Annotated in this window: 20 protein-coding genes and 5 tRNA genes; 1 reads left to right on the top strand and 24 read right to left on the bottom strand. The window is 37.1% G+C overall.

Annotated features, from left to right (window positions below):
• The first annotated feature begins 111 nt into the window (after positions 1–111).
• Positions 112–345, top strand: coding sequence for a (4Fe-4S)-binding protein (locus tag ACU1LP_RS06180; RefSeq protein WP_445733987.1), 234 nt, complete (start codon positions 112–114; stop codon positions 343–345).
• A gap of 150 nt (positions 346–495) precedes the next feature.
• On the opposite strand, the gene ACU1LP_RS06175 is transcribed toward ACU1LP_RS06180, so the two are convergent.
• The 24 genes from ACU1LP_RS06175 to ACU1LP_RS06060 all read right to left on the bottom strand — a co-directional run bounded on the left by ACU1LP_RS06175 (position 496) and on the right by ACU1LP_RS06060 (position 23423).
• Positions 496–813, bottom strand: a complete 318-nt coding sequence (locus ACU1LP_RS06175; RefSeq protein ID WP_445733986.1) for a DUF3467 domain-containing protein — start codon at positions 811–813, stop codon at positions 496–498.
• A 256-nt stretch (positions 814–1069) separates the two neighbouring features.
• Positions 1070–5371: a DNA-directed RNA polymerase subunit beta' gene (gene rpoC, locus ACU1LP_RS06170; RefSeq protein ID WP_445735861.1), complete on the bottom strand. Its 4302-nt coding sequence runs from the start codon at positions 5369–5371 to the stop codon at positions 1070–1072.
• Between the two features lie 82 nt (positions 5372–5453).
• A complete protein-coding gene (rpoB, locus tag ACU1LP_RS06165; RefSeq protein ID WP_445735862.1) occupies positions 5454–9266 on the bottom strand; it encodes a DNA-directed RNA polymerase subunit beta in 3813 nt (1270 codons plus the stop codon).
• Positions 9267–9391: 125 nt separating this feature from the next.
• Complete coding sequence (gene rplL, locus ACU1LP_RS06160) at positions 9392–9769, bottom strand: 50S ribosomal protein L7/L12 (protein ID WP_445735860.1); 378 nt, start codon at positions 9767–9769, stop codon at positions 9392–9394.
• A gap of 64 nt (positions 9770–9833) precedes the next feature.
• A complete protein-coding gene (gene rplJ / locus ACU1LP_RS06155; protein ID WP_445735859.1) occupies positions 9834–10355 on the bottom strand; it encodes a 50S ribosomal protein L10 in 522 nt (173 codons plus the stop codon).
• A gap of 19 nt (positions 10356–10374) precedes the next feature.
• Positions 10375–11064, bottom strand: a complete 690-nt coding sequence (rplA, locus tag ACU1LP_RS06150; protein WP_445735858.1) for a 50S ribosomal protein L1 — start codon at positions 11062–11064, stop codon at positions 10375–10377.
• A gap of 20 nt (positions 11065–11084) precedes the next feature.
• Entirely contained in the window at positions 11085–11522 is a 438-nt protein-coding gene (gene rplK, locus ACU1LP_RS06145) for a 50S ribosomal protein L11 (RefSeq protein WP_304390281.1), read from the bottom strand.
• 75 nt (positions 11523–11597) lie between these two features.
• Positions 11598–12152, bottom strand: coding sequence for a transcription termination/antitermination protein NusG (nusG, locus tag ACU1LP_RS06140; protein ID WP_445735857.1), 555 nt, complete (start codon positions 12150–12152; stop codon positions 11598–11600).
• A 9-nt stretch (positions 12153–12161) separates the two neighbouring features.
• Entirely contained in the window at positions 12162–12356 is a 195-nt protein-coding gene (gene secE, locus ACU1LP_RS06135; RefSeq protein WP_445735856.1) for a preprotein translocase subunit SecE, read from the bottom strand.
• A gap of 137 nt (positions 12357–12493) precedes the next feature.
• Positions 12494–12566 (bottom strand) — tRNA-Trp (locus ACU1LP_RS06130).
• A 175-nt stretch (positions 12567–12741) separates the two neighbouring features.
• Positions 12742–13929, bottom strand: coding sequence for an elongation factor Tu (tuf, locus tag ACU1LP_RS06125; RefSeq protein WP_445735855.1), 1188 nt, complete (start codon positions 13927–13929; stop codon positions 12742–12744).
• Positions 13930–13995: 66 nt separating this feature from the next.
• Positions 13996–14067: transfer RNA gene (locus tag ACU1LP_RS06120), tRNA-Thr, on the bottom strand.
• Positions 14068–14136: 69 nt separating this feature from the next.
• Positions 14137–14209: transfer RNA gene (locus ACU1LP_RS06115), tRNA-Gly, on the bottom strand.
• Between the two features lie 346 nt (positions 14210–14555).
• Positions 14556–14637 (bottom strand) — tRNA-Tyr (locus ACU1LP_RS06110).
• Positions 14638–14698: 61 nt separating this feature from the next.
• Positions 14699–14772 (bottom strand) — tRNA-Thr (locus tag ACU1LP_RS06105).
• Positions 14773–14975: 203 nt separating this feature from the next.
• Positions 14976–15278, bottom strand: a complete 303-nt coding sequence (hpf, locus tag ACU1LP_RS06100; protein WP_445735854.1) for a ribosome hibernation-promoting factor, HPF/YfiA family — start codon at positions 15276–15278, stop codon at positions 14976–14978.
• A 147-nt stretch (positions 15279–15425) separates the two neighbouring features.
• A complete protein-coding gene (locus ACU1LP_RS06095; RefSeq protein WP_445735853.1) occupies positions 15426–16316 on the bottom strand; it encodes a tyrosine-type recombinase/integrase in 891 nt (296 codons plus the stop codon).
• Positions 16317–16352: 36 nt separating this feature from the next.
• Positions 16353–17474 carry an ATP-binding protein gene (locus ACU1LP_RS06090; protein WP_445735852.1) on the bottom strand — a complete coding sequence of 374 codons (1122 nt, stop codon included), beginning with the start codon at positions 17472–17474 and terminating at the stop codon, positions 16353–16355.
• Between the two features lie 400 nt (positions 17475–17874).
• Entirely contained in the window at positions 17875–18069 is a 195-nt protein-coding gene (gene rpsU / locus ACU1LP_RS06085; RefSeq protein WP_132216643.1) for a 30S ribosomal protein S21, read from the bottom strand.
• Between the two features lie 85 nt (positions 18070–18154).
• Positions 18155–19321, bottom strand: a complete 1167-nt coding sequence (locus ACU1LP_RS06080) for an acyl-CoA dehydrogenase family protein (protein WP_445735851.1) — start codon at positions 19319–19321, stop codon at positions 18155–18157.
• Between the two features lie 14 nt (positions 19322–19335).
• Positions 19336–20220: a ComEA family DNA-binding protein gene (locus tag ACU1LP_RS06075; RefSeq protein ID WP_445735850.1), complete on the bottom strand. Its 885-nt coding sequence runs from the start codon at positions 20218–20220 to the stop codon at positions 19336–19338.
• A gap of 9 nt (positions 20221–20229) precedes the next feature.
• On the bottom strand, positions 20230–21852 hold the full coding sequence (locus ACU1LP_RS06070) for an alanine/glycine:cation symporter family protein (protein WP_445735849.1): 1623 nt from the start codon (positions 21850–21852) through the stop codon (positions 20230–20232).
• Between the two features lie 320 nt (positions 21853–22172).
• The gene (locus ACU1LP_RS06065) at positions 22173–23192 is read right to left on the bottom strand and encodes a potassium channel family protein (RefSeq protein WP_445735848.1); all 1020 of its coding nucleotides are present in this window, start codon (positions 23190–23192) and stop codon (positions 22173–22175) included.
• A 3-nt stretch (positions 23193–23195) separates the two neighbouring features.
• A complete protein-coding gene (locus tag ACU1LP_RS06060; protein ID WP_445735847.1) occupies positions 23196–23423 on the bottom strand; it encodes a PspC domain-containing protein in 228 nt (75 codons plus the stop codon).
• Positions 23424–23469 lie beyond the last annotated feature (46 nt).

Genomic DNA, 23469 nt, shown 5'->3' with positions numbered 1-23469 from the left:
TAATATATTAGCAACTTTTACATATCAATATTATTAAATTATTGTTTTTATTTTAATAATTTATGATATTCGTAATTTAAAGGAGATTCATTACCCCAAATATGAAAGCCTATGGAGACCTATTCAAATGAATTCAGTAATAATGATATTACTGTAACCTACGAACCCTGTAAGTGTGTTCACGCTGAAAAATGTGCCAAAGGTTTATCAGAAGTATTTCGATTAAGTGTAATACCTTGGATTAATTTAGACGGTACCGAAACCAAACGCATTATAAACCAAATAAAGCGGTGCCCGTCTGGAGCCCTGCAATACAGCGTTAACACCAACAAACAAGCCAGTTAAAGTTATAGCAAAAAAATCCTTTGAAAAATCAAAGGATTTTTAAAATTATGCTTGCCCTGTGGGTCCAAAGTTTAACGGCATTGGTGGTTGCTCGACAAAAATATTTCGAGCAACCAATCTAACAATTATGATATCTTATTCTATTTAAGTTTATGCTTGGCCAGTCGGTCCAAAATTCAATGGAATTGGTGGTTGCTCGTAATCTTTGATTTCACCATGGGCATTTTCAAACCTAGAAACATTTTCGCCTAATGCTTTCAACAAACGTTTGGCATGTTGCGGCGTTAATATAATTCTGGATTTTACCTTACTTTTGGGAACCCCGGGCATGATGCTAACAAAATCTACCACAAACTCTGAAATAGAATGGTTGATAATAGCCAAATTAGAGTAAATACCTTCGGCGACGTTCTCGTCCAATTCAATATTGATTTGTCCTTGTTTTAGTTTATCTTTTTCGTCTGACATATTTTTGATTGTTTAATTTTAGTTGGTTAAACCCCTCCGCCTATCGGCATACCGAAAAATCGGCACCAGCTCTCCCCTTGAAAAAAGGGAAGGAATTAAATACGTGTTTATTTTAAATATTTCATCAAAAAAGCCTTCAAGTAATTAACATGAAGGCTTTTGTTTTTTTAGAATCCCGCTTTAGGAAAATCTCGATAAAGATTGACGGTTTTGCGGTATTCCAGATAAGATTCCCGCCTTCGCGGGAATCCCATTATTAGTTATAATTTAATTCTTGTTTTACTTGCATCATTTCGTCAAACTCTTCTTTAGAGCCAACAATAATATCCGTATATCTTCGCATACCTGTGCCTGCTGGAATTCTGTGACCAACAATAACGTTTTCCTTCAAGCCTTCTAAACTATCCACTTTACCGGCTACGGCTGCTTCGTTCAATACTTTAGTGGTTTCTTGGAAAGAGGCCGCAGAAATAAACGATTTCGTTTGAAGCGATGCCCTTGTAATACCTTGTAATATGGGTGTAGCAGTTGCAGGTTGTGCATCTCTGGCCGTAACAAGTTGTTTGTCCTCTCTTCTTAATATGGAATTCTCATCTCTCAATTCACGAGACGAAACCACTTGACCTGGTTTAAGGTTTGTTGATTCTCCTGCATCCTCAACAACTTTTAATCCGAAAATTTCATCATTCTCTTTAATGAAATCATCTTTATGCACTAATTGGTCTTCTAAGAAAAGGGTGTCACCAGAATCAATAATTTGCACTTTTCGCATCATTTGTCTTACAACAACCTCAAAGTGTTTATCATTGATTTTCACGCCTTGCAAACGATACACTTCTTGAACTTCGTTCACTAAATATTGCTGAACCGCAGATGGGCCTTTAATATTCAAGATATCATCTGGAGTTATGGAACCGTCCGATAAAGGCATACCCGCTTTAACATAGTCATTTTCTTGAACAAGAATTTGATTTGATAGCTTCACTAAGTATTTTTTAACTTCCCCTAATTTGGATTCTACAACAATCTCGCGGTTACCACGTTTTATTTTTCCAAAAGAAATAACACCGTCAATTTCACTAACAACAGCTGGATTTGAAGGGTTACGCGCTTCGAACAACTCGGTTACACGTGGAAGACCACCTGTAATATCACCCGCTTTTGCAGATTTACGAGGTATCTTCACTAAAATTTTACCAACATTGATTTTCTCTCCGTCATTAATCATTAAGTGGGAACCTACCGGTAGATTGTAAGAACGTATGGTTTCTCCGCTGGCGTCTTCAATATGAAGCGTTGGAATAAGCCTTTTGTTTCTGGATTCTGAAATTACTTTCTCTTGGAAACCAGTTTGCTCATCTATCTCCACTTGGTAAGTGATACCTTGCTCAATGTTTTCGTATTTAACTTTCCCAGAGAATTCAGAAATAATGACACCATTATATGGATCCCAAGTACAAACAACATCGCCTCTATGTAATTCCTGTCCGTTCTTAACCAATAAAGTAGAACCGTAAGGAATGTTATTGGTACTTAAGGTAATACCTGTTTTCTTATCGATTAATTTAAGCTCTGAAGTACGGGAAATGACGATATCGGTATCATTACCTTCATTATCTTTTCCTTTAACAGTTTTTAAATCCTCAATTTCGGCAATACCACTAAATTTAACTGCTAATTTATTTTCTTCTGAAATGTTACCCGCAATACCACCCACGTGGAATGTACGAAGCGTTAACTGGGTACCAGGTTCTCCAATAGATTGGGCAGCAACTACACCAACAGCTTCACCACGTTGCACCATTTTACCGGTGGCCAAATTACGGCCGTAGCATTTAGCACAAATACCGTGTAAAGCCTCACAAGTTAAGGCAGAACGCACTTCTAAACTTTCAATTGGAGAGTTTTGTATCGCTTTAGCAATATCATCCTCAATCAATTGTCCTGAAGCTACTATCAATTCATCGGTTAACGGATCATACACATCATTTAATGAGGTACGTCCAACGATTCTTTCTTCAAGTGTTTCAACAATCTCGTCATTTTTCTTCAATGGCTCCACTTCAACACCTCTCAATGTTCCACAATCTTCCGTATTGATGATCACATCTTGGGAAACATCCACCAAACGACGTGTTAAATAACCAGCATCAGCTGTTTTAAGAGCCGTATCTGCAAGTCCTTTACGAGCACCGTGGGTAGAGATAAAGTATTCTAAAATTGAAAGCCCTTCCTTAAAGTTAGAAAGAATCGGGTTTTCAATAATCTCGCCCCCACCTGCATTCGATTTTTTAGGTTTCGCCATCAATCCACGCATTCCTGTCAACTGACGAATCTGTTCTTTAGATCCACGAGCTCCAGAATCAAGCATCATAAACACCGAGTTGAATCCTTGTTGGTCTTCACGAATACGTTTCATAGACAATTCAGTCAGTTCCGCATTAGTGGAAGTCCAAATATCAATAACTTGGTTATAACGCTCGTTGTTTGTGATAAGACCCATATTATAGTTACCCATAATACCGTCCACTAACGTATTGGCTTTATCGATCATCCCTTGTTTTTCCGGTGGAATGATGATATCACCCAAACTGAATGACAAGCCTCCTTGGAACGCAAATTTAAACCCTAAATCTCTAATAGAGTCCAAGAAATCTGCTGTTTCAGGAACCGATGTATATTTTAAGATACTTCCAATAATATCCCTTAAAGATTTTTTAGTAAGTACTTGGTTGATATATCCAGCGGCTTGTGGTACTTTTTGGTTGAATAGTACACGACCCACAGTGGTTTCAATAATGGTTGGTGCTAATTTACCGTCGGCATTGATATCTAAAGTTCTCACTTTGATACCAGCATTCAAATCAACTCTTTTTTCGTTAAAAGCGATTTCAACTTCTTCGGGCCCATAAAATGTTAAACCTTCCCCTTTAACCGGTGCTTCTGGAGTTGAGGTACGTAACTTGGTCATATAATAAAGACCGAGCACCATGTCTTGAGAAGGTACCGTTACTGGCGAACCATTGGCTGGATTTAAGATATTGTGCGATGCCAACATTAATAATTGGCACTCTAAAATAGCTTCTGGGCCCAATGGTAAATGTACCGCCATTTGATCCCCATCAAAATCCGCATTAAACGCCGTACATACTAATGGGTGTAATTGAATTGCTTTACCTTCAATTAATTTAGGTTGAAACGCTTGAATACCCAATCTGTGTAATGTAGGCGCACGGTTTAACAATACTGGATGTCCTTTAAGAACATTTTCCAATATATCCCAAACCACGGGCTCTCTTTTATCTATAATTTTCTTAGCGGATTTTACAGTTTTTACAATACCTCTTTCAATTAACTTTCTAATTACAAAAGGTTTGTAAAGTTCTGCTGCCATGTTTTTTGGCAATCCACATTCATGTAATTTTAATTCCGGTCCTACAACAATTACCGAACGTGCCGAATAATCCACACGTTTTCCTAAAAGGTTTTGACGGAAACGTCCTTGTTTTCCTTTTAATGAATCTGATAATGATTTTAACGGTCTGTTGGAATCGGTTTTTACTGCTGAAGATTTACGTGTGTTATCAAATAATGAATCAACAGATTCCTGAAGCATACGTTTTTCGTTACGCAAAATAACTTCCGGTGCTTTAATTTCAACCAATCTTTTTAAACGGTTGTTACGTATGATGACACGACGGTATAAATCATTTAAATCCGATGTCGCAAAACGCCCACCATCCAACGGCACTAACGGACGCAATTCCGGTGGAATGATTGGAATAACCTTCATGATCATCCATTCTGGACGATTTTCCCTGTTGTTATTTGATTCTCTTAAAGACTCAACAACTTGCAAACGTTTTAAAGCCTCCGTTTTACGTTGTTTGGACGTTTCGGTGTTTGCTTTATGGCGCAATTCGTATGATAAAGCCTCTAAATCTATTCTCGACAATAATTCAATCAAACACTCCGCTCCCATTTTAGCAAGGAACTTGTTTGGATCATGATCATCTAAATACTGATTGTCTTGAGGAAGTGCTTCAAGAATGTTTAAATATTCCTCTTCGGTTAAGAAGTCCATTTTTTCCAATGGCTCCCCTTCTTCATTTTTAGCATTACCAGGTTGAATGACTACATAACGCTCGTAGTAAATAATCATGTCCAATTTCTTAGACGGCAACCCTAATAAATACCCTATTTTATTTGGTAACGAACGGAAATACCAGATATGGGCGATAGGCACTACTAGATTGATGTGCCCAACGCGATCACGACGTACTTTCTTTTCGGTTACTTCAACACCACAACGGTCGCAAACAATACCTTTATAGCGAATTCTTTTATATTTTCCACAAGCACATTCGTAATCCTTTACAGGACCAAAAATACGTTCGCAGAACAAACCATCCCTTTCTGGTTTGTGGGTTCGATAATTGATAGTTTCCGGTTTTAAAACCTCACCTCTAGATTCTGCTAAAATAGATTCTGGTGATGCCAAACCAATTGAGATTTTGTTAAATCTCCTTACTGTATTCTTATCTTGTTTTCTTGCCATGTTCTTTTAGTATTCAGTCTCAGTCTCAGTATTCAGTTAAGCATTTACTGCAAACTGAACACTGCGACTGCATACTATTTTTTTATTCCTCCAATCTAATATCCAATCCTAAACCTTTCAATTCGTGCATTAATACGTTGAAAGATTCTGGTAATCCAGGTTCTGGCATTGGTTCACCTTTTACGATTGCTTCGTAAGTTTTGGCTCTACCAATTACATCATCGGATTTAACAGTCAAGATTTCACGCAACGTGCTTGATGCTCCATAAGCCTCCAATGCCCAAACCTCCATCTCACCAAAACGCTGACCACCAAATTGTGCTTTACCACCAAGAGGTTGTTGTGTAATCAATGAGTAAGGTCCTATGGAACGTGCGTGCATTTTATCGTCAACCATGTGTCCTAATTTCAACATATAGATAACACCAACAGTTGCTGCTTGATCGAAACGTACTCCAGTTCCACCATCGTATAAATAAGTATGTCCAAATCTTGGAATGCCTGCTTCATCAGTCAGTTCATTAATTTGATCGATAGTTGCTCCATCAAAAATAGGGGTTGCATACGTGCGACCTAATTTTTGACCAGCCCAACCAAGAACCGTTTCATAAATCTGCCCAATGTTCATACGGGAAGGTACACCCAATGGATTCAATACGATATCAACAGGTGTTCCGTCTTCTAAGAAAGGCATATCTTCCGCTCTAACAATACGAGCCACAATACCTTTGTTACCATGGCGACCTGCCATTTTATCCCCTACTTTAAGTTTACGTTTTTTAGCAATATAAACCTTAGCGAGTTTAATGATACCTGCTGGCAACTCATCTCCCACGGAAATGGTAAACTTCTCACGTCTTAAAGACCCCTGTAAGTCGTTTTCCTTAATTTTATAGTTATGGATTAAATCGGTAACCAATTGGTTGGTATGATCATCGGTTGTCCATTTACCAGACACCAAATGCGCATAATCATCAACGGCATTTAACATTTTAAGTGTGAATTTTTTACCTTTTGGTAACACTTCTTCCCCTAAATCGTTAAAAATACCTTGCGCTGTTTTACCGTTTACAATGTTGAATAATTTTTCGATTAAAACTTCTTTTAAATCGTCAAATTTCCGATCGTAAATAGCTTCCAAAGCCACGATATCATCTTTATCTTGAGCTCTCTTACGTTTATCTTTTACAGCTCTGGAGAATAATTTCTTTTCAATAACAACACCATTTAAAGATGGCGACGCTTTTAAAGACGCATCTTTTACATCACCTGCTTTGTCACCAAAGATGGCACGTAATAATTTTTCTTCCGGAGTTGGATCAGATTCCCCTTTTGGAGTGATTTTTCCAATAAGAATATCGCCTGGTTTTACTTCTGCACCAATGCGAATCATCCCGTTTTCATCCAAATCCTTCGTAGCTTCTTCCGAAACGTTAGGAATATCATTCGTTAACTCCTCGTTACCCAACTTCGTATCTCTAACTTCCAATGAATACTCATCGATATGGATAGAAGTGAATATATCTTCACGAACTACTTTTTCCGAAATTACAATGGCATCCTCAAAGTTATACCCTTTCCAAGGCATAAAGGCCACTTTCATATTTCTACCTAAAGCCAATTCACCTTTTTGGGTTGCGTACCCTTCACATAAAACTTGTCCTTTAGTCACTTTATTTCCTTTAACCACAATGGGTTTTAAGTTGATGGAAGTTCCTTGATTCGTTTTTCTGAATTTGATCAATTGGTAGGTTTTAATATCACTATCAAAACTTACTTTAGCTTCATCTTCGGTACGATCATATCTAATTTGAATTTCGTTAGCATCTACATACAAGACTTCACCATTTCCTTCGGCATTAATCAATACACGGGAATCTGATGCCACTTGACGCTCTAATCCAGTACCAACAATAGGTGCTTGTGGCAATAATAATGGTACCGCTTGACGCATCATGTTAGATCCCATCAAGGCTCTATTCGCATCATCATGCTCCAAAAACGGAATTAAAGACGCCGAAATAGATGAAATTTGATTGGGTGCCACATCGGTATAGTGAAGATTTGCTGGATCGATTACTGGGAAGTCACCTTCCATACGAGCAATTACCTTTTCATGCAAAATCTTACCAGCACCATCAACTTTTATAGTTGCTTGCGCTATCAACTTACCTTCCTCTTCTTCAGCACTTAAATAAACTGGCGTGTCCTTAATATTAACAACCCCATCAAGTACAGGACGGTAAGGTGTTTCAATAAAGCCCATTCCATTCACTTTAGCAAATACTGAAAGTGATGAGATTAAACCAATATTTGGTCCCTCAGGAGTTTCAATCGGACATAAACGACCGTAGTGTGTATAGTGAACGTCACGTACCTCGAAACCTGCTCTTTCACGGGATAAACCACCTGGTCCTAGCGCAGATAAACGACGTTTATGCGTAATCTCTGCCAATGGATTTGTTTGATCCATAAACTGGGATAACTGATTTGTTCCAAAGAATGAATTAATAACAGACGATAAGGTCTTAGCATTAATTAAATCGATTGGGGTAAACACCTCATTATCACGAACGTTCATACGCTCGCGAATGGTACGTGCCATACGTGCTAAACCAACACCAAACTGTTGAGATAATTGCTCACCTACTGTACGTACACGACGGTTGGATAAATGGTCAATATCATCAATCTCAGCTTTAGAGTTGATAAGCTCGATTAAATATTTAATAATGGTAATAATATCTTCTTTGGTAAGCACTTGCTTATCCATTTCAATATTAAGACCTAATTTTTTGTTCATTCTGTAACGCCCAACTTCACCTAAAGAGTAACGTTGATCACTAAAGAATAATTTATCAATAATACCACGCGCCGTTTCCTCATCGGGCGGCTCTGCATTACGTAATTGTCTATATATATGTTCAACAGCCTCTTTTTCAGAGTTTGTTGGATCTTTTTGAAGTGTGTTATGGATAATGGCATAATCACCTTGTTCAGCGCTTTCTTTGTGTAAAAGAATCGCTTTAACATCAGCTTCAATAATTTCTTCAATATTATCTTTATCTAAAACAGTATCACGATCAAGAATAATTTCATTACGCTCGATGGATACCACCTCGCCAGTATCTTCATCAACAAAATCCTCATGCCACGTGTTCAATACACGTGCTGCCAATTTTCTGCCTTGATATTTTTTTAAGCCTGTTTTAGAAACTTTGATTTCTTCAGCAAGATCAAAAATCTCCAAAATATCCTTATCACGCTCAAAACCAATGGCTCTGAACAAAGTAGTAACAGGTAATTTTTTCTTTCTGTCAATGTACGCATACATGACCTGATTGATATCGGTAGCGAACTCAATCCAAGAACCTTTAAAAGGAATAACCCTTGCTGAATATAATTTGGTACCATTCGCATGGAATGATTGACCAAAAAATACGCCCGGTGAACGGTGTAATTGAGATACTACAACGCGTTCTGCACCATTGATAACAAAAGTACCACTTGTCGTCATGTAAGGTATCGTGCCTAAGTACACATCTTGAACAATGGTTTCGAAATCCTCATGTTCAGGGTCTGTACAATACAACTTTAACCTAGCCTTTAGCGGAACGCTATACGTAAGTCCTCTTTCAATACACTCATCAATGGCATATCGTGGTGGATCTACAAAGTAATCTAAAAATTCTAAAACAAATTGATTACGGGAATCTGTGATTGGAAAGTTTTCCATGAAGGTATTGTATAGACCTTCATCTCCTCTTTCATCCGATTTAGTTTCTAATTGGAAAAAATCCTGGAAGGATTTAATCTGAATATCCAAGAAATCCGGATACTCGGTTCTATTTACAATAGACGAGAAATTTAATCTTTCAGCTTGTGTTGATAACATCAATGGACGGAATTTTGATTAAAAAATAATAGTTGTGGCGTATCTAATGATTATATACGCAAAATGGTCTAGGTCTTGAAGACGAATCTCCAGACCTAAACCTTTATGTTTTTGGGTAAGTAAGCTTACTTAAGCTCAACCTCTGCCCCAGCCTCTTCTAAAGATGCTTTTAAAGCTTCAGCTTCGTCTTTAGAAACACCTTCTTTAACAGGACTTGGTGCACCATCAACTAATTCTTTAGCTTCTTTCAATCCTAAACCAGTTAATTCTTTAACTAATTTAACAACTGCTAATTTAGAAGCACCAGCAGCTTTTAATATTACTGTAAACTCAGTTTGAGCTTCAGCAGCATCCTCACCACCAGCAGCAGGACCAGCAGCAACTGCAACTGCAGCAGCAGCAGGCTCGATACCATACTCATCTTTTAATATTGTAGCTAACTCGTTTACTTCTTTTACTGTTAGGTTAACTAATTTTTCTGCGAAATCTTTTAAATCTGCCATTTTTCTATCGTTTTAATAAATTTTAATAATAATATATTTGTAATAAAGTGCGTACTGTTTAATACTATCCTTCTTTTTCAGATAGTGTTTTAAGGATGCCAGCTAATTTTCCACCACTTGATTTAAGTGCTGAAATAACATTTTTAGCGGGAGATTGTAACAATCCAATGATTTCTCCTACCATCTCTTCTTTAGACTTGATATCAATTAACATGTCTAATTGGTTATCGCCAATATAAACGCATTCCTCAATAAAAGCACCTTTTAATAAAGGCTTCTCTGATTTTTTACGGAAGGTTTTTATTAACTTAGCTGGTACATTACCAGTTTCAGAATACATCACTGATGTATTTCCTTTTAAAACGGTTGGAAGGTTTCCAAAATCCCTTTCGGAAGCTTCCATTGCTTTTTCAAGTAATGTGTTTTTTACTACTGCTAATTTTACGTTTGCTTTAAAACAAGCACGACGCAACTCTGAGGTTGTTAATGCGTTTAATCCTGAAATATCTGCTAAATAAATATTAGCATTACTGGCTAAATCTGCAGTTAAGTCCTCAATTACTTGTGATTTTTCTTCTCTTGTCATAATAAAAGTATTTAACTAATTAACCAACTTTAGGATCAACCGCCACACTAGGACTCATGGTACTGGAAAGGAAGATACTTTTAACGTACACACCTTTAGAAGCAGTTGGTTTAAGTTTTATTAATGTTTGAATTAATTCGTGTGCATTACCAGCAATTTTGTCAGCAGTAAAAGATGCTTTCCCTATCGCAGCGTGTACAATACCGTGTTTATCAACTTTAAAGTCGATTTTACCAGCCTTCACTTCGGTTACCGCTTTAGCAACATCCATGGTCACCGTACCGGTTTTAGGATTGGGCATTAAACCACGGGGGCCTAATATACGTCCTAATGGGCCCAATTTACCCATAACACTAGGCATGGTGATGATAACGTCCACATCGGTCCAACCATTCTTGATTTTATCAAGATACTCGTCCAACCCGACGTAATCTGCTCCCGCTTCTTTAGCTTCCGTTTCTTTATCTGGAGTTACCAATGCTAATACTTTCATGTCTTTACCAGTACCGTGAGGCAATGAAACCACCCCTCTAACCATCTGGTTTGCTTTACGGGGATCGACTCCTAAACGTACAGCGATGTCAACTGAGGCATCAAATTTAGTACTAGTAATATCTTTCACTAATGCTGATGCGTCATTAAGAGAGTAAACTCTCCCTTTTTCTATTTTTGCTAAAGCTTCTTTTTGCTTTTTTGTTAATCTTGCCATTTCTTAATGTCTTTAATAGATTAATTTGGTGCGTTTCCGGTTACGGTTATACCCATAGACCTTGCGGTACCAGCTATCATTCTCATAGCAGATTCAATAGTAAATGCGTTTAAATCCACCATTTTGTCTTCTGCTATCGTTTTGATTTGATCCCATGAAACTTTAGCTACTTTTTTTCGGTTTGGTTCTCCCGAACCACTCTTTAACTTGGCCGCTTCTAATAATTGTACTGCGGCTGGAGGCGTTTTAATTACAAAGTCGAATGATTTGTCTTTGTAAACGGTGATAACCACAGGCAATACTTTACCTGGCTTATCTTGTGTTCTAGCATTAAACTGCTTACAGAACTCCATAATGTTAACTCCAGCAGCACCTAAAGCGGGTCCAACCGGTGGCGACGGATTCGCAGCACCTCCCCGAACTTGTAACTTAACTACTTTACCAATTTCTTTTGCCATTTTTAATAATTTAAGTTGATACGCCTCTTAAAATTGAAGCTGAAGAGCGTATCTCTATATTTAGTGTAACAATTATTATACTTTTTCAACCTGCATATAACTTAACTCCAATGGTGTTTTTCTTCCAAAAATTTTCACCATTACTTCAAGTTTACGCTTTTCTTCATTTATACTTTCAATGGTACCATCAAATCCATTGAATGGTCCGTCAATAACTTTAACGGTTTCCCCTCTTGTAAATGGAATGGCTACATTTGCGGTTTCATCTACTGATAATTCATCAACCTTGCCTAACATTCTGTTTACTTCAGATGGTCTTAATGGCACAGGATCGCCTCCTTTTGTTTCACCTAAAAAACCAATGACGTTGGTAACCGATCTGATAATATGGGGAACTTCACCTGATAGATTGGCTTGAATCATGATATATCCCGGAAAAAACACTTTTTCCTTATGGATTTTTTTTCCGTTTCTAATTTGAATAACACGTTCTGTAGGCACCAATACCTGATCAACATAATCTTTCAGACCTAAGCGAGCGATTTCATTCTCTATATAAGTCTTGATTTTATTTTCCTGACCACTTACAGCCCTAACAACATACCATTTTTTTTCACTTACCTCAGACATATTTCTACTTTAACTAATCAATTGAAAATAAAATGCTATAACTTTACTGAATACTGTATCGACTCCCCAAATTGCCAAGGAAAATATAATTGAAAACACAGCCACTAAAACAGTTAAACTTTGTGCTTCTGCCCATGTTGGCCAACTCACATTATTTTTAAGTTCGCCAAATGATTCTTTTACGTAATTTAAAATTCCAGCCATTTATATTGTCGTTATTTTGAACAGATCAAAACTTCATTAACTTTCAATTTTACTAAACCTAGCTATTTGATTTAAGTGAAATTTTTATCTTTAATATTTCATTTATAGAAGTACCACAAAGCAATCTTCCTCCTGTGCACGGGTTGAGGGACTCGAACTCTCGACACCTGGTTTTGGAGACCAGTGCTCTACCAACTGAGCTAAACCCGTATTAATATTTTGCTCTACCTCCCGTAGCTCCCGATAACTATCGGGACGGGATGAGCCAAACCCGTTTATTAATTCTGAATTTTAATAAAACTCATAAATATAAGCCAAGGTATTCCGAAATCCCGATGGTTATCGGCAGGAATACCTTAGCTTACTTAATTATTTTAAAGATAGATTACTCTAAAATTTCAGTTACCTGGCCAGCACCTACTGTTCTACCACCTTCACGGATTGCAAAACGTAAACCTACAGTCATTGCAATTGGTTGAATTAAATCAACAGTAATAGTTAAGTTGTCTCCTGGCATAACCATTTCAACTCCATCAGGAAGCATAATATTTCCTGTTACGTCCGTTGTGCGCACGTAGAACTGTGGACGGTAGTTGTTGTGGAATGGCGTGTGACGGCCACCTTCTTCTTTTTTCAAAACGTAAACCTCAGCTTTGAATTTTTTGTGTGGTTTTACTGAACCTGGCTTGATGATAACCATCCCTCTAGAGATTTGGTTTTTCTCAATACCTCTCAATAAGATACCAGCGTTATCTCCGGCTTCACCTCTATCAAGGATTTGACGGAACATTTCGATACCAGTAATAGTAGATGTTAATTTCTCAGCACCCATACCAATAATTTCTACGGCATCTCCAGTTTTAGCGATACCAGTTTCAATACGACCAGTTGCGACAGTACCACGACCAGTAATAGAGAATACATCTTCGATAGGCATTAAGAATGGTTTGTCAATTTCCCTTAAAGGTTCTTCAATCCAAGTGTCAACAGCTGCCATTAATTCTAAAACGGTATCAACCCATTTTTGCTCGCCATTAAGTGCGCCTAAAGCAGAACCAGCAATTACAGGCCCATTATCTCCATCATAATTATAGAAAGACAATAGGTCTCTTACTTCCATGTCCACTAATTCAATTAATTCTTCATCATCAACCATATCCACTTTGTTCATAAATACAACCATACGAGGAATTCCTACCTGACGACCTAATAGTATGTGCTCACGAGTTTGTGGCATTGGACCATCAGTTGCAGCAACAACCAAGATAGCACCATCCATTTGTGCAGCACCAGTAACCATGTTCTTTACGTAATCTGCGTGACCTGGACAGTCAACGTGAGCGTAATGACGATTTGCTGTTGCATATTCTACGTGTGAAGTATTAATTGTAATACCTCTTTCTTTTTCTTCTGGTGCGTTATCAATTTGATCGAATGATTTTGCTTCAGAGAAACCTGCATCAGCTAATACTTTAGTAATAGCAGCAGTTAAAGTTGTTTTACCGTGATCTACGTGTCCAATGGTACCAATGTTTAAATGTGGTTTTGAACGATCGAAAGTTGCCTTTGCCATGTTTTTTAAATAATTTAATCTTAGTTATATAATAATATTAGTGTACTCTACTTTAATTCAAAATTGAGCCAATGACGAGAATTGAACTCGTGACCTCTTCCTTACCAAGGAAACGCTCTACCCCTGAGCTACACCGGCGTTTCATTTACGATTGCCGATTTTTGATTTACGATTCTCAAATCGTACATCGTAACTCGTAAATTATCGAGCGGGAGACCGGGTTCGAACCGGCGACATTCAGCTTGGAAGGCTGACGCTCTACCAACTGAGCTACTCCCGCAATTTTTTTTTAAATCCCAATAATTGAAATTCCAAATTCCAGTTCTTTTATGAACGTTTTCAAACTTCATTCTCAATTCCTTTTGGGATTTGTTGCTTAAGGTTTGAGATTCCTGCCTGCGCAGGAATTTGTGGATTACCTCCCGTTGGTCGGTAATCCGTAAGGGTGACCCCTTACTGAAAATTTTAAAACGCAGTTTTACAAAAGCGAGCTTTAAATTCTTTTCATATTGAACAGGATTAACTCCCTTTGGTCGTTGATCCTGTTCGGGTGTCCCCGAACGAAGATTTTAAAAACACTGTCTTTCAAAAGCAAGCTTTTGACGTCAGCTTATTTAAAATCTTTGTGGGGAGAGCAGGATTCGAACCTGCGAAGACGTAGTCAGCAGATTTACAGTCTGCCCTCGTTGGCCGCTTGAGTATCTCCCCAAATAATTCAAAATTTCAAGTTTTAAATTCCAAATTCCAAACTGAATTTTGGTTTTTAAAGAGCCGATGGAGGGACTCGAACCCACGACCTGCTGATTACAAATCAGCTGCTCTAGCCAGCTGAGCTACATCGGCTTATAAATAAAAACAATAAATCAAAAATTCCTGATCCGCAACCCGGGCCCACGACCTTCCCGATGATAAATCGGGATGCTCCAGCCAGCTGAGCTACATCGGCGTTTTTATACTTTTTAAGCATAAAAAAAGCCCGCTATTTCTAACGGACTGCAAATGTATAGATTTATTTTTTGTTTCAAAACATTTTTAAGGAAATTTTATTATAAATGTGGGCTTAACTTTTCTTTTCTCTTTTTTAACTGTCTTTCTAATGACGATGCCGCCATATCTGCACCTTCTTCAAAACTTTTGCATTGTTTTTTCACTACAAAACTATCTCCTGGCACACTCAACTTAACTTCAAATATCTTATTTTCTTTATCACTCGTGTTTTCCACTTTCAAAAAAACATCCGATTGGATCACTTTGTCATAAAAGGTATCTAACTTATCCATTCGTTTTTGGATGAAGTTTATTAATTTTTTGTCTGCGTTAAAATTAACTGATTGGGTGTTTACTTTCATCTGTTCTCTTTTTGTTTTTAATTGACCATACTTCGACTGCGCTCGGTACAGGTACGTAACACCCATATAATCATTTTCGTTGTGTGACAAAAATCCAGATATGCATGTTTCATACTTTTCATTTTTGGTTAGACAATAATTATCGTACTACTTTTTACTTCTTGGATGCGTCTTTATGTGCACCTTTTTCAACTCTGCTATACTATTGTGGGTATAAACCTGAGTGGATGCCAAACTTGAATGGCCAAGAAGTTCTTTAACAGCATTTATATCGGCACCTTGGTTAAGCAAATGTGTAGCAAATGAGTGCCGTAGTATATGCGGACTCTTTTTAACCTTTGAAGATGCCAAACTAAAATAATCATTTATTATTCTGTAAACAAGTGTTTCATATATTTTAACGCCTTTTTTTGTTAAAAACAAAACTTCGGCATCTTTAATGTATTCCAACCCATTTCTTAATTTTAAATAACCATCAATGGTTTGCTGTACTGCTTTTATTAACGGGATAACGCGCTCTTTATTTCCTTTTCCGAGCACTTTTAACGTATTATTATGACTGCCCAAACTCGAGATATTCAATTGTACCAGCTCCATTCTACGGATGCCTGTGGAATAAAACAACTCCACAATAAGCTTATTACGAACACCTTCAAAATCGTTTTCAAAATTTGAGTCTTCTAAAACGGTTGACACTTCAACTTCAGAAAACGGTATCTGTATTTTTTTACTTGTTTTTAACGCTTTGTGCTTTGTTAATGGATTTAAATCGATCTCTCCAATTTTCAAAAGAAACCTATAATAGGTGTTTAGCGCTGAAATTTTTCTGTTGACGCTTCTGTTTGATATTCCGTTTTCAACCATATAAACTATCCAGCTTCTTATCTGCGGGTAATTAACGGTGTTGATGGTATGGGTGCCATATTCTGATGATAGGAATTCTAAAAAGTCACTTAAATCATTTTCATAAGCATTGACCGTTAAAGCGGAATAGTTTTTTTCCAGCAACAGATAATCTATAAATGATTGGAATGGCATACTTAGAGTTTCAGGTTTTAGGTTGTTAGACTGATGTTATTTAATTATCACAAATTCTCTAAAATTAACTTTATCTATTATTTTACTTTTTGCATTGTAAGTTTGAGTAAAAGTTTTAGGTAATTTTTGATTTTTCTTTTTATTCCATTTAAACTCGTATCCAAATATCTTCCCTCCATTTTCTTCTACAAAGTCAACTTCCTGTTGTTGTTTTGTTCTCCAAAAATAAGTGCGCGCAAGGCTTTGCTTGTACTCAATTTGTTTGATTCTTTCAGAAATTAGAAAATTTTCCCAAATAGCACCTTTATCTGTCCTTAGTTCCATTGGATTGAAATTTCCAATAACCATATTTCTGATTCCGTTGTCATAGAAATAAACTTTCTTATTGGTTTTTATTTCGTTTCTAACATTGCGACTGAAGCTGTTTAATTTGAAAACAATGTATCCTTTTTGTAAAATATCAATGTATTTGCTAATGGTGTTTTTATCAACATTCACAATTTGAGCAAGTTCAGAATAGTTTACTTCACTACCAACCTGAAGTGCGAGGGCCTGAACTAATTTTTCAAGCACTTCTGGTTTTCGTATTTCTGCATATGACAGAATATCTTTATACAAGTAGCTATTCACTAAATTACGTAATATGCTTATTTCATCGCCTGCATTATTTAAAACATCTGGATAAAAGCCATAAAGCAACCTGTTTTCTAAATTTTGCTCAGCAAATAAATATCCGTGGTGGTTTTCGTATTCTTCCCACGAAATAGGAAACAATTGATATTCCCATTTTCGACCTGTTAAGGGTTCGTTGATTTTACTTGACAAATCAAAAGAGGAAGAACCACTCATGAATAATTGAACATCTTTAAACCTATCCGTAATGATTTTCATTGTAAGTCCAATTCCTTCAATCCTCTGGGCTTCATCAATAAAAACAAATTTATATTTTCCTAAAATTGTTCTAATTTGCTCTGTGTTGGGTTCTGTTAGCAAAGTTCTTGTTTTGGGGTCGTCTCCGTCAAGAAGTAAATAGTCCCTTGTTTCAAGAATGGACTCAATTAAAGTTGTTTTTCCCACTTGCCGTGGCCCCATTACAACAATCGCTTTTCCCGAATCAATTCTATTCTTTATCCTATCACTTAGAAATCTTGAATACATTGTTTTTTTACAAATATACTAATTTTTGATTATTATATTCATTGAAAGTTATGTCTTTAAGTGAATTAATGGTTTTTGCTGCGGTAAGCTACGCTCAATAATAAAGCGGAATAGTTTTTTTCCAGCAACAGATAATCTATAAATGATTTGAAAGACATCTTTAAAGTTTAAAGTTAGAAGTTTAAAAGTTATAGAGCAACTTTTATATAATTAAAATAATTACACCTATTGACCCCTCCGCCTATCGGCATACCGAAAATTCGGCACAGGCTTTCCCCTTGAAAAAAGGGAGGAATTACTTAAAGGGCGTCTTGTACTTAAAGCAACTTTATCGTTCTTAAAAATGGAGCAAAAAAAAATCCTGCAAAATGCAGGATTTTAATTTATATATGAGAGCAGATTATATATCTTCTGCATCCCTTAAACCTTGAATGTATTGTGCTTTTTGTATTTGCGCTCTACGTTCCACAGATGGTTTTGTGAATTGTTTACGTGCGTTTAACTGACGCTTAGCGCCTGTTTTATCAAACTTTCTTTTAAAACGCTTTAGCGCTCTATCTATATTCTCTCCTTCTTTTATCGGTATTATTAACATAGTGTCTTAACCTCCTCTCTTTTAGATTTTCAGTTTGCAAATATAAAAATAATTCTGAATTCCGAATTCTGAATTCTGGATTTTTTTATGTCGCCGGTTTATATTCTTTTTTATCGATGATTATTTTCGCTAAAATCTCTCTCAATATTTCGGAAGTTCCTCCTCCAATTGGGCCTAACCTACTGTCTCGCAACAATCTTGCCATGGGGTAATCTTCCATATAACCGTAACCTCCTAAAAATTGGAGACATTGGTAAATAACCTCATCCGCCATTTTGGTTGACCTCAGTTTAGACATGGTGGCTTCTTTTACCACATATTGCCCTTTATTCAATCTGTAGGCAACGGAATAATTAAACTCCTTGCACATTTCCATGTCGGTATATAAATCGGCAATGGTATGTCTTAATGCCTGGAATTTATCGATGGTTTTTCCGAAAGCTTGCCTTTCGGACATGTATTGCAACGCATATTCCAGTGCAAATTCCGCACGGGCATGGGCATTGATGCCCATAATCAATCGCTCTAAAGCGAAATGTTGCATAACATACGAAAAGCCTTTGCCTTCCTCTCCCATTAAATTACCCACTGGCACTTTTACATCGCTAAACGCTATTTCGCCCGTATCAGACGCTCGCCAACCCAACTTATTCAATTTGGTTGCCGAAACACCATCCATGTCTCTATCCAAAAGAAAAATACTGAGGCCTTTGTTACCTAATTCTGGATTTGTTTTAGCGGTTACTATCAAATAATCGCTATATACGCCATTGGTAATAAATGTTTTAGAACCATTCATAATGTAGTGGTCGCCATTTTTTACAGCCGTGGTTCGCATACCTGCCACATCGCTACCACCAAAAGGTTCGGTAATGCACAAACAGCCAATTTTGTCGCCTGTAATACTTGGCACCAAATAGTTTTGCTTTATGGTTTCATCGCCTTCCGCGTTTATGTGTGTCATGGCCAAATACACATGTGCCCAAATAGCTGCTGCAAAACCCCCGGAATTTATTTTTTGAAGTTCTTCTAAAAGTATTACTGTATAAAACAAATCTAAATTTAAACCTCCATAAGCTTCGGGGTAATTGATACCGAAGAAGCCCATATCTCCAAATTTTCTCCAAATAAATCTATCAATGGTACCCGTTTTTTCCCATTTTTCAACATGGGGAACGACTTCTTTTTGCAAAAAATCTTGAAGACTTTTCCTAAAAAGATGATGTTCTTCGGTGAAGTACATATTATTCATCTACTTTTTCTTTTTCAATCGAGCGACAAATATAATTTAATTATATCTATTTTATTAAGCGGAAAGTCTTTTACTTTTGTTAAGTCGTCCCAAGACTTGAAACCATCCCGCAATTGACGTTGCTCTATAATGGAACGCGCTAAATTATAATCGATGTGTTGAACGGTGACCAACTCATCAACAGATGCATTATTTAAATGTATCTGTTGAACAGGCTTGGGTGTTTTTACCGTAAACTCTTCGGAAATTCGTTCTAAAACCTCTGGTGATAGACCATACACATCTTGCAGTTGCACATCGGCAATAAAGCCACCAACAAATTTGTTTCTAAACTTTATGATTCTATCTGATAAAACGTCGCCAACACCGTTCACTTTCTGAAGTTGTTGTGCTGTAGCGGTATTCAAATCTTGTTTTTGGGCAATTGTTTTTGATTTATTGTTGAATGGATAATTAGATGTTGTTGCTTTTTGCGTTGGATTGTTGACCCAATCTGGAAACTTAAAATAGGGCGAGATGGCATGTAGAAGCGAATCGGATATTTTTGTTACTTCTTGAAATTGCTCAACAGAATTTATCCATTTGTTTTGCTTTCTGAAATTTAATAATCTATCAATTTCGGCATTGGCCATTCCTAAAGAAGCCCCTTTAAAATCGGTTATATAATTGGGATTGAAAGGATGTGTTTTCGGTTTTCTTTCTTCCGTTTCAACTAATCGAAGGGAATCTATTTCCTTTTGAAATCTAGTTAATTCGGTTTGGTTTACTGAAATTTCTTCCGAAGGACTATCAATAAAAAAATAAAGGCATTGCAGAATGATGATGATGGCAATCAATAAAAAAATCCCATATCGTTGACTTTTAGAAAACGTGAAATGGGATGATTTAAAAGCGTTCATTTGTAACCGCTACATGTGTTTTGTTAAATCTTCTGCACCATCATCCAAAGCATCGTGTTTTATAGTGATGGCTTTCATATATTTTTTCAACTCTCTACTGATTACCGGGGATAAAATAACAACACCTATGATGTTGGGAACCACCATGGCAAAAATCATGGCATCAGAGAAATCAATGACCGCACCTAAACTAATGGACGACCCGATTACCACAAAAACCAAAAATAGAATTTTATAGACTAAATCGGTTATTTTACCTTTTCCGAAAAGGAACACCCAACCTTGCATCCCGTAATAAGACCATGAAATCATGGTTGAAAATGCAAAAAGAATCACAGCTATTGTCAATACAATTGAAAAATGGGGAATCACACTATCAAAAGCAATAGCTGTAAGCTCAACACCTTCTTTAATGGGCACGCCATATTCCATAAAGCCACCGTCAAAATTAGTTATTACAATTACTAGAGCGGTCATGGTACAAATTACCACGGTATCAACAAAAGGCTCCAATAGCGCCACAATACCTTCACTTGCAGGGTATTTTGTTCTTACTGCAGAATGCGCAATGGCAGCACTCCCCACACCGGCTTCATTAGAAAAAGCACCTCGACGGATACCCTGAACCATAACACCTACAAGTCCGCCAGCAATTCCAAGACCAGAAAAAGCACCATGATATATTAAAGTAAACGCGTCATCAATTAAATGCCAATTGGCCCCTAAAATAACTAAGGCAGCCAATACATAAATACCTGCCATAAACGGCACCACTTTTTCGGTTACCGAAGCAATTCTTTTAATACCTCCTATTATTACGACAGCAACAATTACTGCCATACCAATACCAAAATACATCCCTGCATTAGAGCTTTCAAAGCTGAATAATTTTATAAACTGGGCAGCGGCTTGGTTTGCTTGAAACATGTTTCCGCCACCAAAAGAGCCTCCAATAACAAAAATCGCAAACAAAACAGCCAAGATTTTACCAAAACCTCCTGCACCCTTTTCCTTCAGTCCTTTGGTAAGATAGTACATGGGGCCGCCATAGATGGTGCCATCTTCTCCAACGTCCCTATATTTTACACCCAATGTACATTCAGCAAACTTGGAAGCCATTCCTAAAACACCTGCCAATATCATCCAAAACGTGGCTCCTGGTCCACCAATAGATAAGGCAACGGCAACACCTGCAATATTCCCTAAACCCACCGTGGCAGATAATGCCGCTGTTAAAGCCTGGAAATGGGATACTTCGCCATGGGCACTATCGTCGCGCAAGGTTTCAATGATATTGTGATCTTCATTAGGGGTTGGGTCGCCGTAAAGAGTGTCTGCACCATGCTTTTCAATATCCTCATATTTACCTTGAACCACCCTCAAGGCGGTTCTAAAACCTGTAATATTTATAAATTTAAAATAGAAAGTAAAAAATAAGGCACCTCCAATCAACACAATCAATACCCAAGGGATTCTATACTTTTCTGAAAACGGGATTTCATAAAAAATGGCTTCAACAAACCACCCTGTATAATCTTTAAAAACGCCATCGATTTTTTCTGATGTAGATTGTTGGGCAAACGTTAACAATGGCAAAATTAAAGTGAAAATTGAGAGAAGATATTTCTTCATAAGAATGGTTGGGTTAGTTATTTTTTTTGAAAATTCGCAGTAAAAAGGAGCAAGATGCTAAAAATAAATGGAGTTTTAAAACATTGGGCGTTAAAATTGAAAAAAGCCCTCCAAAAAGCCCCCTAGCCCCCGAAGGGGGGAACTCTCACGGTTATGGGGAATTCTATGTTCTTGTTCTTTGTTCTAAAATCAAAAATCGTTAGTCGTTAATCGTTAATCGTTAATCAAAAATCGTTAATCGTTGTTATCACAAAGATTCTCACGCAAATTTCTCTCGTAAAGGCGCAAAGACGCAAAGTTTAATTCTGGATTCTAATTTGTCAATCAATATTATACTCGGAATTCAGCGCTTCAATTTGTTCCGGTCTTCCCAGAACGATGATTTTGGAATGTGGCGCCAATTCCAATTCTGCTTCCGGGTTTACAATATACTGCCCGTTTTCATCTTTATACCCTATAACCGAACAACCGGTTTTTTTCCGTAGATCCAAATCCTTGATTGTTTTTGAAGATTGGTTTTTCAGCAGTTTTTCAACAGCAACTTCTTCTATGTTGATATTGGATTTTCCAACAATGGAAAGATTATCAATAAACTCCATCAAACCGGGCACCACCACTAAGGACGCCATGTGGTCGCCACCAATTTTATCGGGTAGAATCACATTATTGGCACCGGCAAACTTCAATTTATCATAAGATGATTCGTTGGATGCGCGACTTATAATATTTATATTCTTGTTTATTTGTCTGGTAGAAAGCACGACAAACAAATTATCGGCATCGTTGGGCAATGCAGAAATAAAATTGGAGGCTCGATCAACGCCCGCTTGCATAAGCACGTCATCTTCATTGGCATTTCCTATAACATAAGGCACCTCATCCAACTGCAACCGTTCTTCCATCTCCCTGTCTTTTTCAATAACCACAAACGCTTTTTTATAGGCCAACAATTTCCTTACGGCCTGCTTGCCATTGCGCCCATAACCACAAACCACCACATGGTTTTTTAAACTATCGATTTTTTTTTGCATCCTCTTATATTTTAATTCTTCAACACTGTTTTTACTTAAAATATATTCTGTAATAATGGAAAGGGCATAACCCATTATTAAAACACTTGCCAATATTAAAACTATGGTAAAAATCTTAGAGTGCTCGTCAAGCGGGACTACCTCGCCAAAACCAACCGTTGTCATGGTAATAACCGTCATGTAAACGGCATCGACCCAAGAATATCCTGAAATCAATTTATAACCAGCTACACCGACCAGCAATATAAAAACCATCAAAAAAACAGCGGTGTATATTCTGGTTTTAAAGAATCTTGAAAGTGGGTTCATAAATTATAAATCGAAAACAGATGAGCGCTTTGTATAGACCAAATCTTTTATACGCATCCAAAACGCCAGGAACAAATACAGCGCAAAACCAAAACCGAGCGTTACGAATGTTAAATACATAAAAGTGGTTCTTACTACTTTTGCCCTGATGCCCAAACGCTCTGCAATACGCTGGCATACATAATAGCCATGTTTTTGGAAAAACAATAATGGTTTATAAATACTGTTCATGCCGCAATTTAACACTAAGTTTATTAGTTTAAAAGTTTATGGGTTT

The sequence above is a fragment of the Mariniflexile sp. genome (assembly GCF_052728615.1).
The sequence above is the reverse complement of the archived record's forward strand: the minus strand, read 5'-3'. Positions and strand labels throughout refer to the sequence as shown.

Coding starts and splice junctions, on each gene's coding strand:
- ACU1LP_RS06180 (WP_445733987.1), top strand. CDS start 112: ATGGAGACCTATTCAAATGAATTCAGTAATAATGATATTACTGTAACC.
- ACU1LP_RS06175 (WP_445733986.1), bottom strand. CDS start 813: ATGTCAGACGAAAAAGATAAACTAAAACAAGGACAAATCAATATTGAA.
- rpoC (WP_445735861.1), bottom strand. CDS start 5,371: ATGGCAAGAAAACAAGATAAGAATACAGTAAGGAGATTTAACAAAATC.
- rpoB (WP_445735862.1), bottom strand. CDS start 9,266: ATGTTATCAACACAAGCTGAAAGATTAAATTTCTCGTCTATTGTAAAT.
- rplL (WP_445735860.1), bottom strand. CDS start 9,769: ATGGCAGATTTAAAAGATTTCGCAGAAAAATTAGTTAACCTAACAGTA.
- rplJ (WP_445735859.1), bottom strand. CDS start 10,355: ATGACAAGAGAAGAAAAATCACAAGTAATTGAGGACTTAACTGCAGAT.
- rplA (WP_445735858.1), bottom strand. CDS start 11,064: ATGGCAAGATTAACAAAAAAGCAAAAAGAAGCTTTAGCAAAAATAGAA.
- rplK (WP_304390281.1), bottom strand. CDS start 11,522: ATGGCAAAAGAAATTGGTAAAGTAGTTAAGTTACAAGTTCGGGGAGGT.
- nusG (WP_445735857.1), bottom strand. CDS start 12,152: ATGTCTGAGGTAAGTGAAAAAAAATGGTATGTTGTTAGGGCTGTAAGT.
- secE (WP_445735856.1), bottom strand. CDS start 12,356: ATGGCTGGAATTTTAAATTACGTAAAAGAATCATTTGGCGAACTTAAA.
- tuf (WP_445735855.1), bottom strand. CDS start 13,929: ATGGCAAAGGCAACTTTCGATCGTTCAAAACCACATTTAAACATTGGT.
- hpf (WP_445735854.1), bottom strand. CDS start 15,278: ATGAAAGTAAACACCCAATCAGTTAATTTTAACGCAGACAAAAAATTA.
- ACU1LP_RS06095 (WP_445735853.1), bottom strand. CDS start 16,316: ATGCCATTCCAATCATTTATAGATTATCTGTTGCTGGAAAAAAACTAT.
- ACU1LP_RS06090 (WP_445735852.1), bottom strand. CDS start 17,474: ATGTATTCAAGATTTCTAAGTGATAGGATAAAGAATAGAATTGATTCG.
- rpsU (WP_132216643.1), bottom strand. CDS start 18,069: ATGTTAATAATACCGATAAAAGAAGGAGAGAATATAGATAGAGCGCTA.
- ACU1LP_RS06080 (WP_445735851.1), bottom strand. CDS start 19,321: ATGAATAATATGTACTTCACCGAAGAACATCATCTTTTTAGGAAAAGT.
- ACU1LP_RS06075 (WP_445735850.1), bottom strand. CDS start 20,220: ATGAACGCTTTTAAATCATCCCATTTCACGTTTTCTAAAAGTCAACGA.
- ACU1LP_RS06070 (WP_445735849.1), bottom strand. CDS start 21,852: ATGAAGAAATATCTTCTCTCAATTTTCACTTTAATTTTGCCATTGTTA.
- ACU1LP_RS06065 (WP_445735848.1), bottom strand. CDS start 23,192: ATGAACCCACTTTCAAGATTCTTTAAAACCAGAATATACACCGCTGTT.
- ACU1LP_RS06060 (WP_445735847.1), bottom strand. CDS start 23,423: ATGAACAGTATTTATAAACCATTATTGTTTTTCCAAAAACATGGCTAT.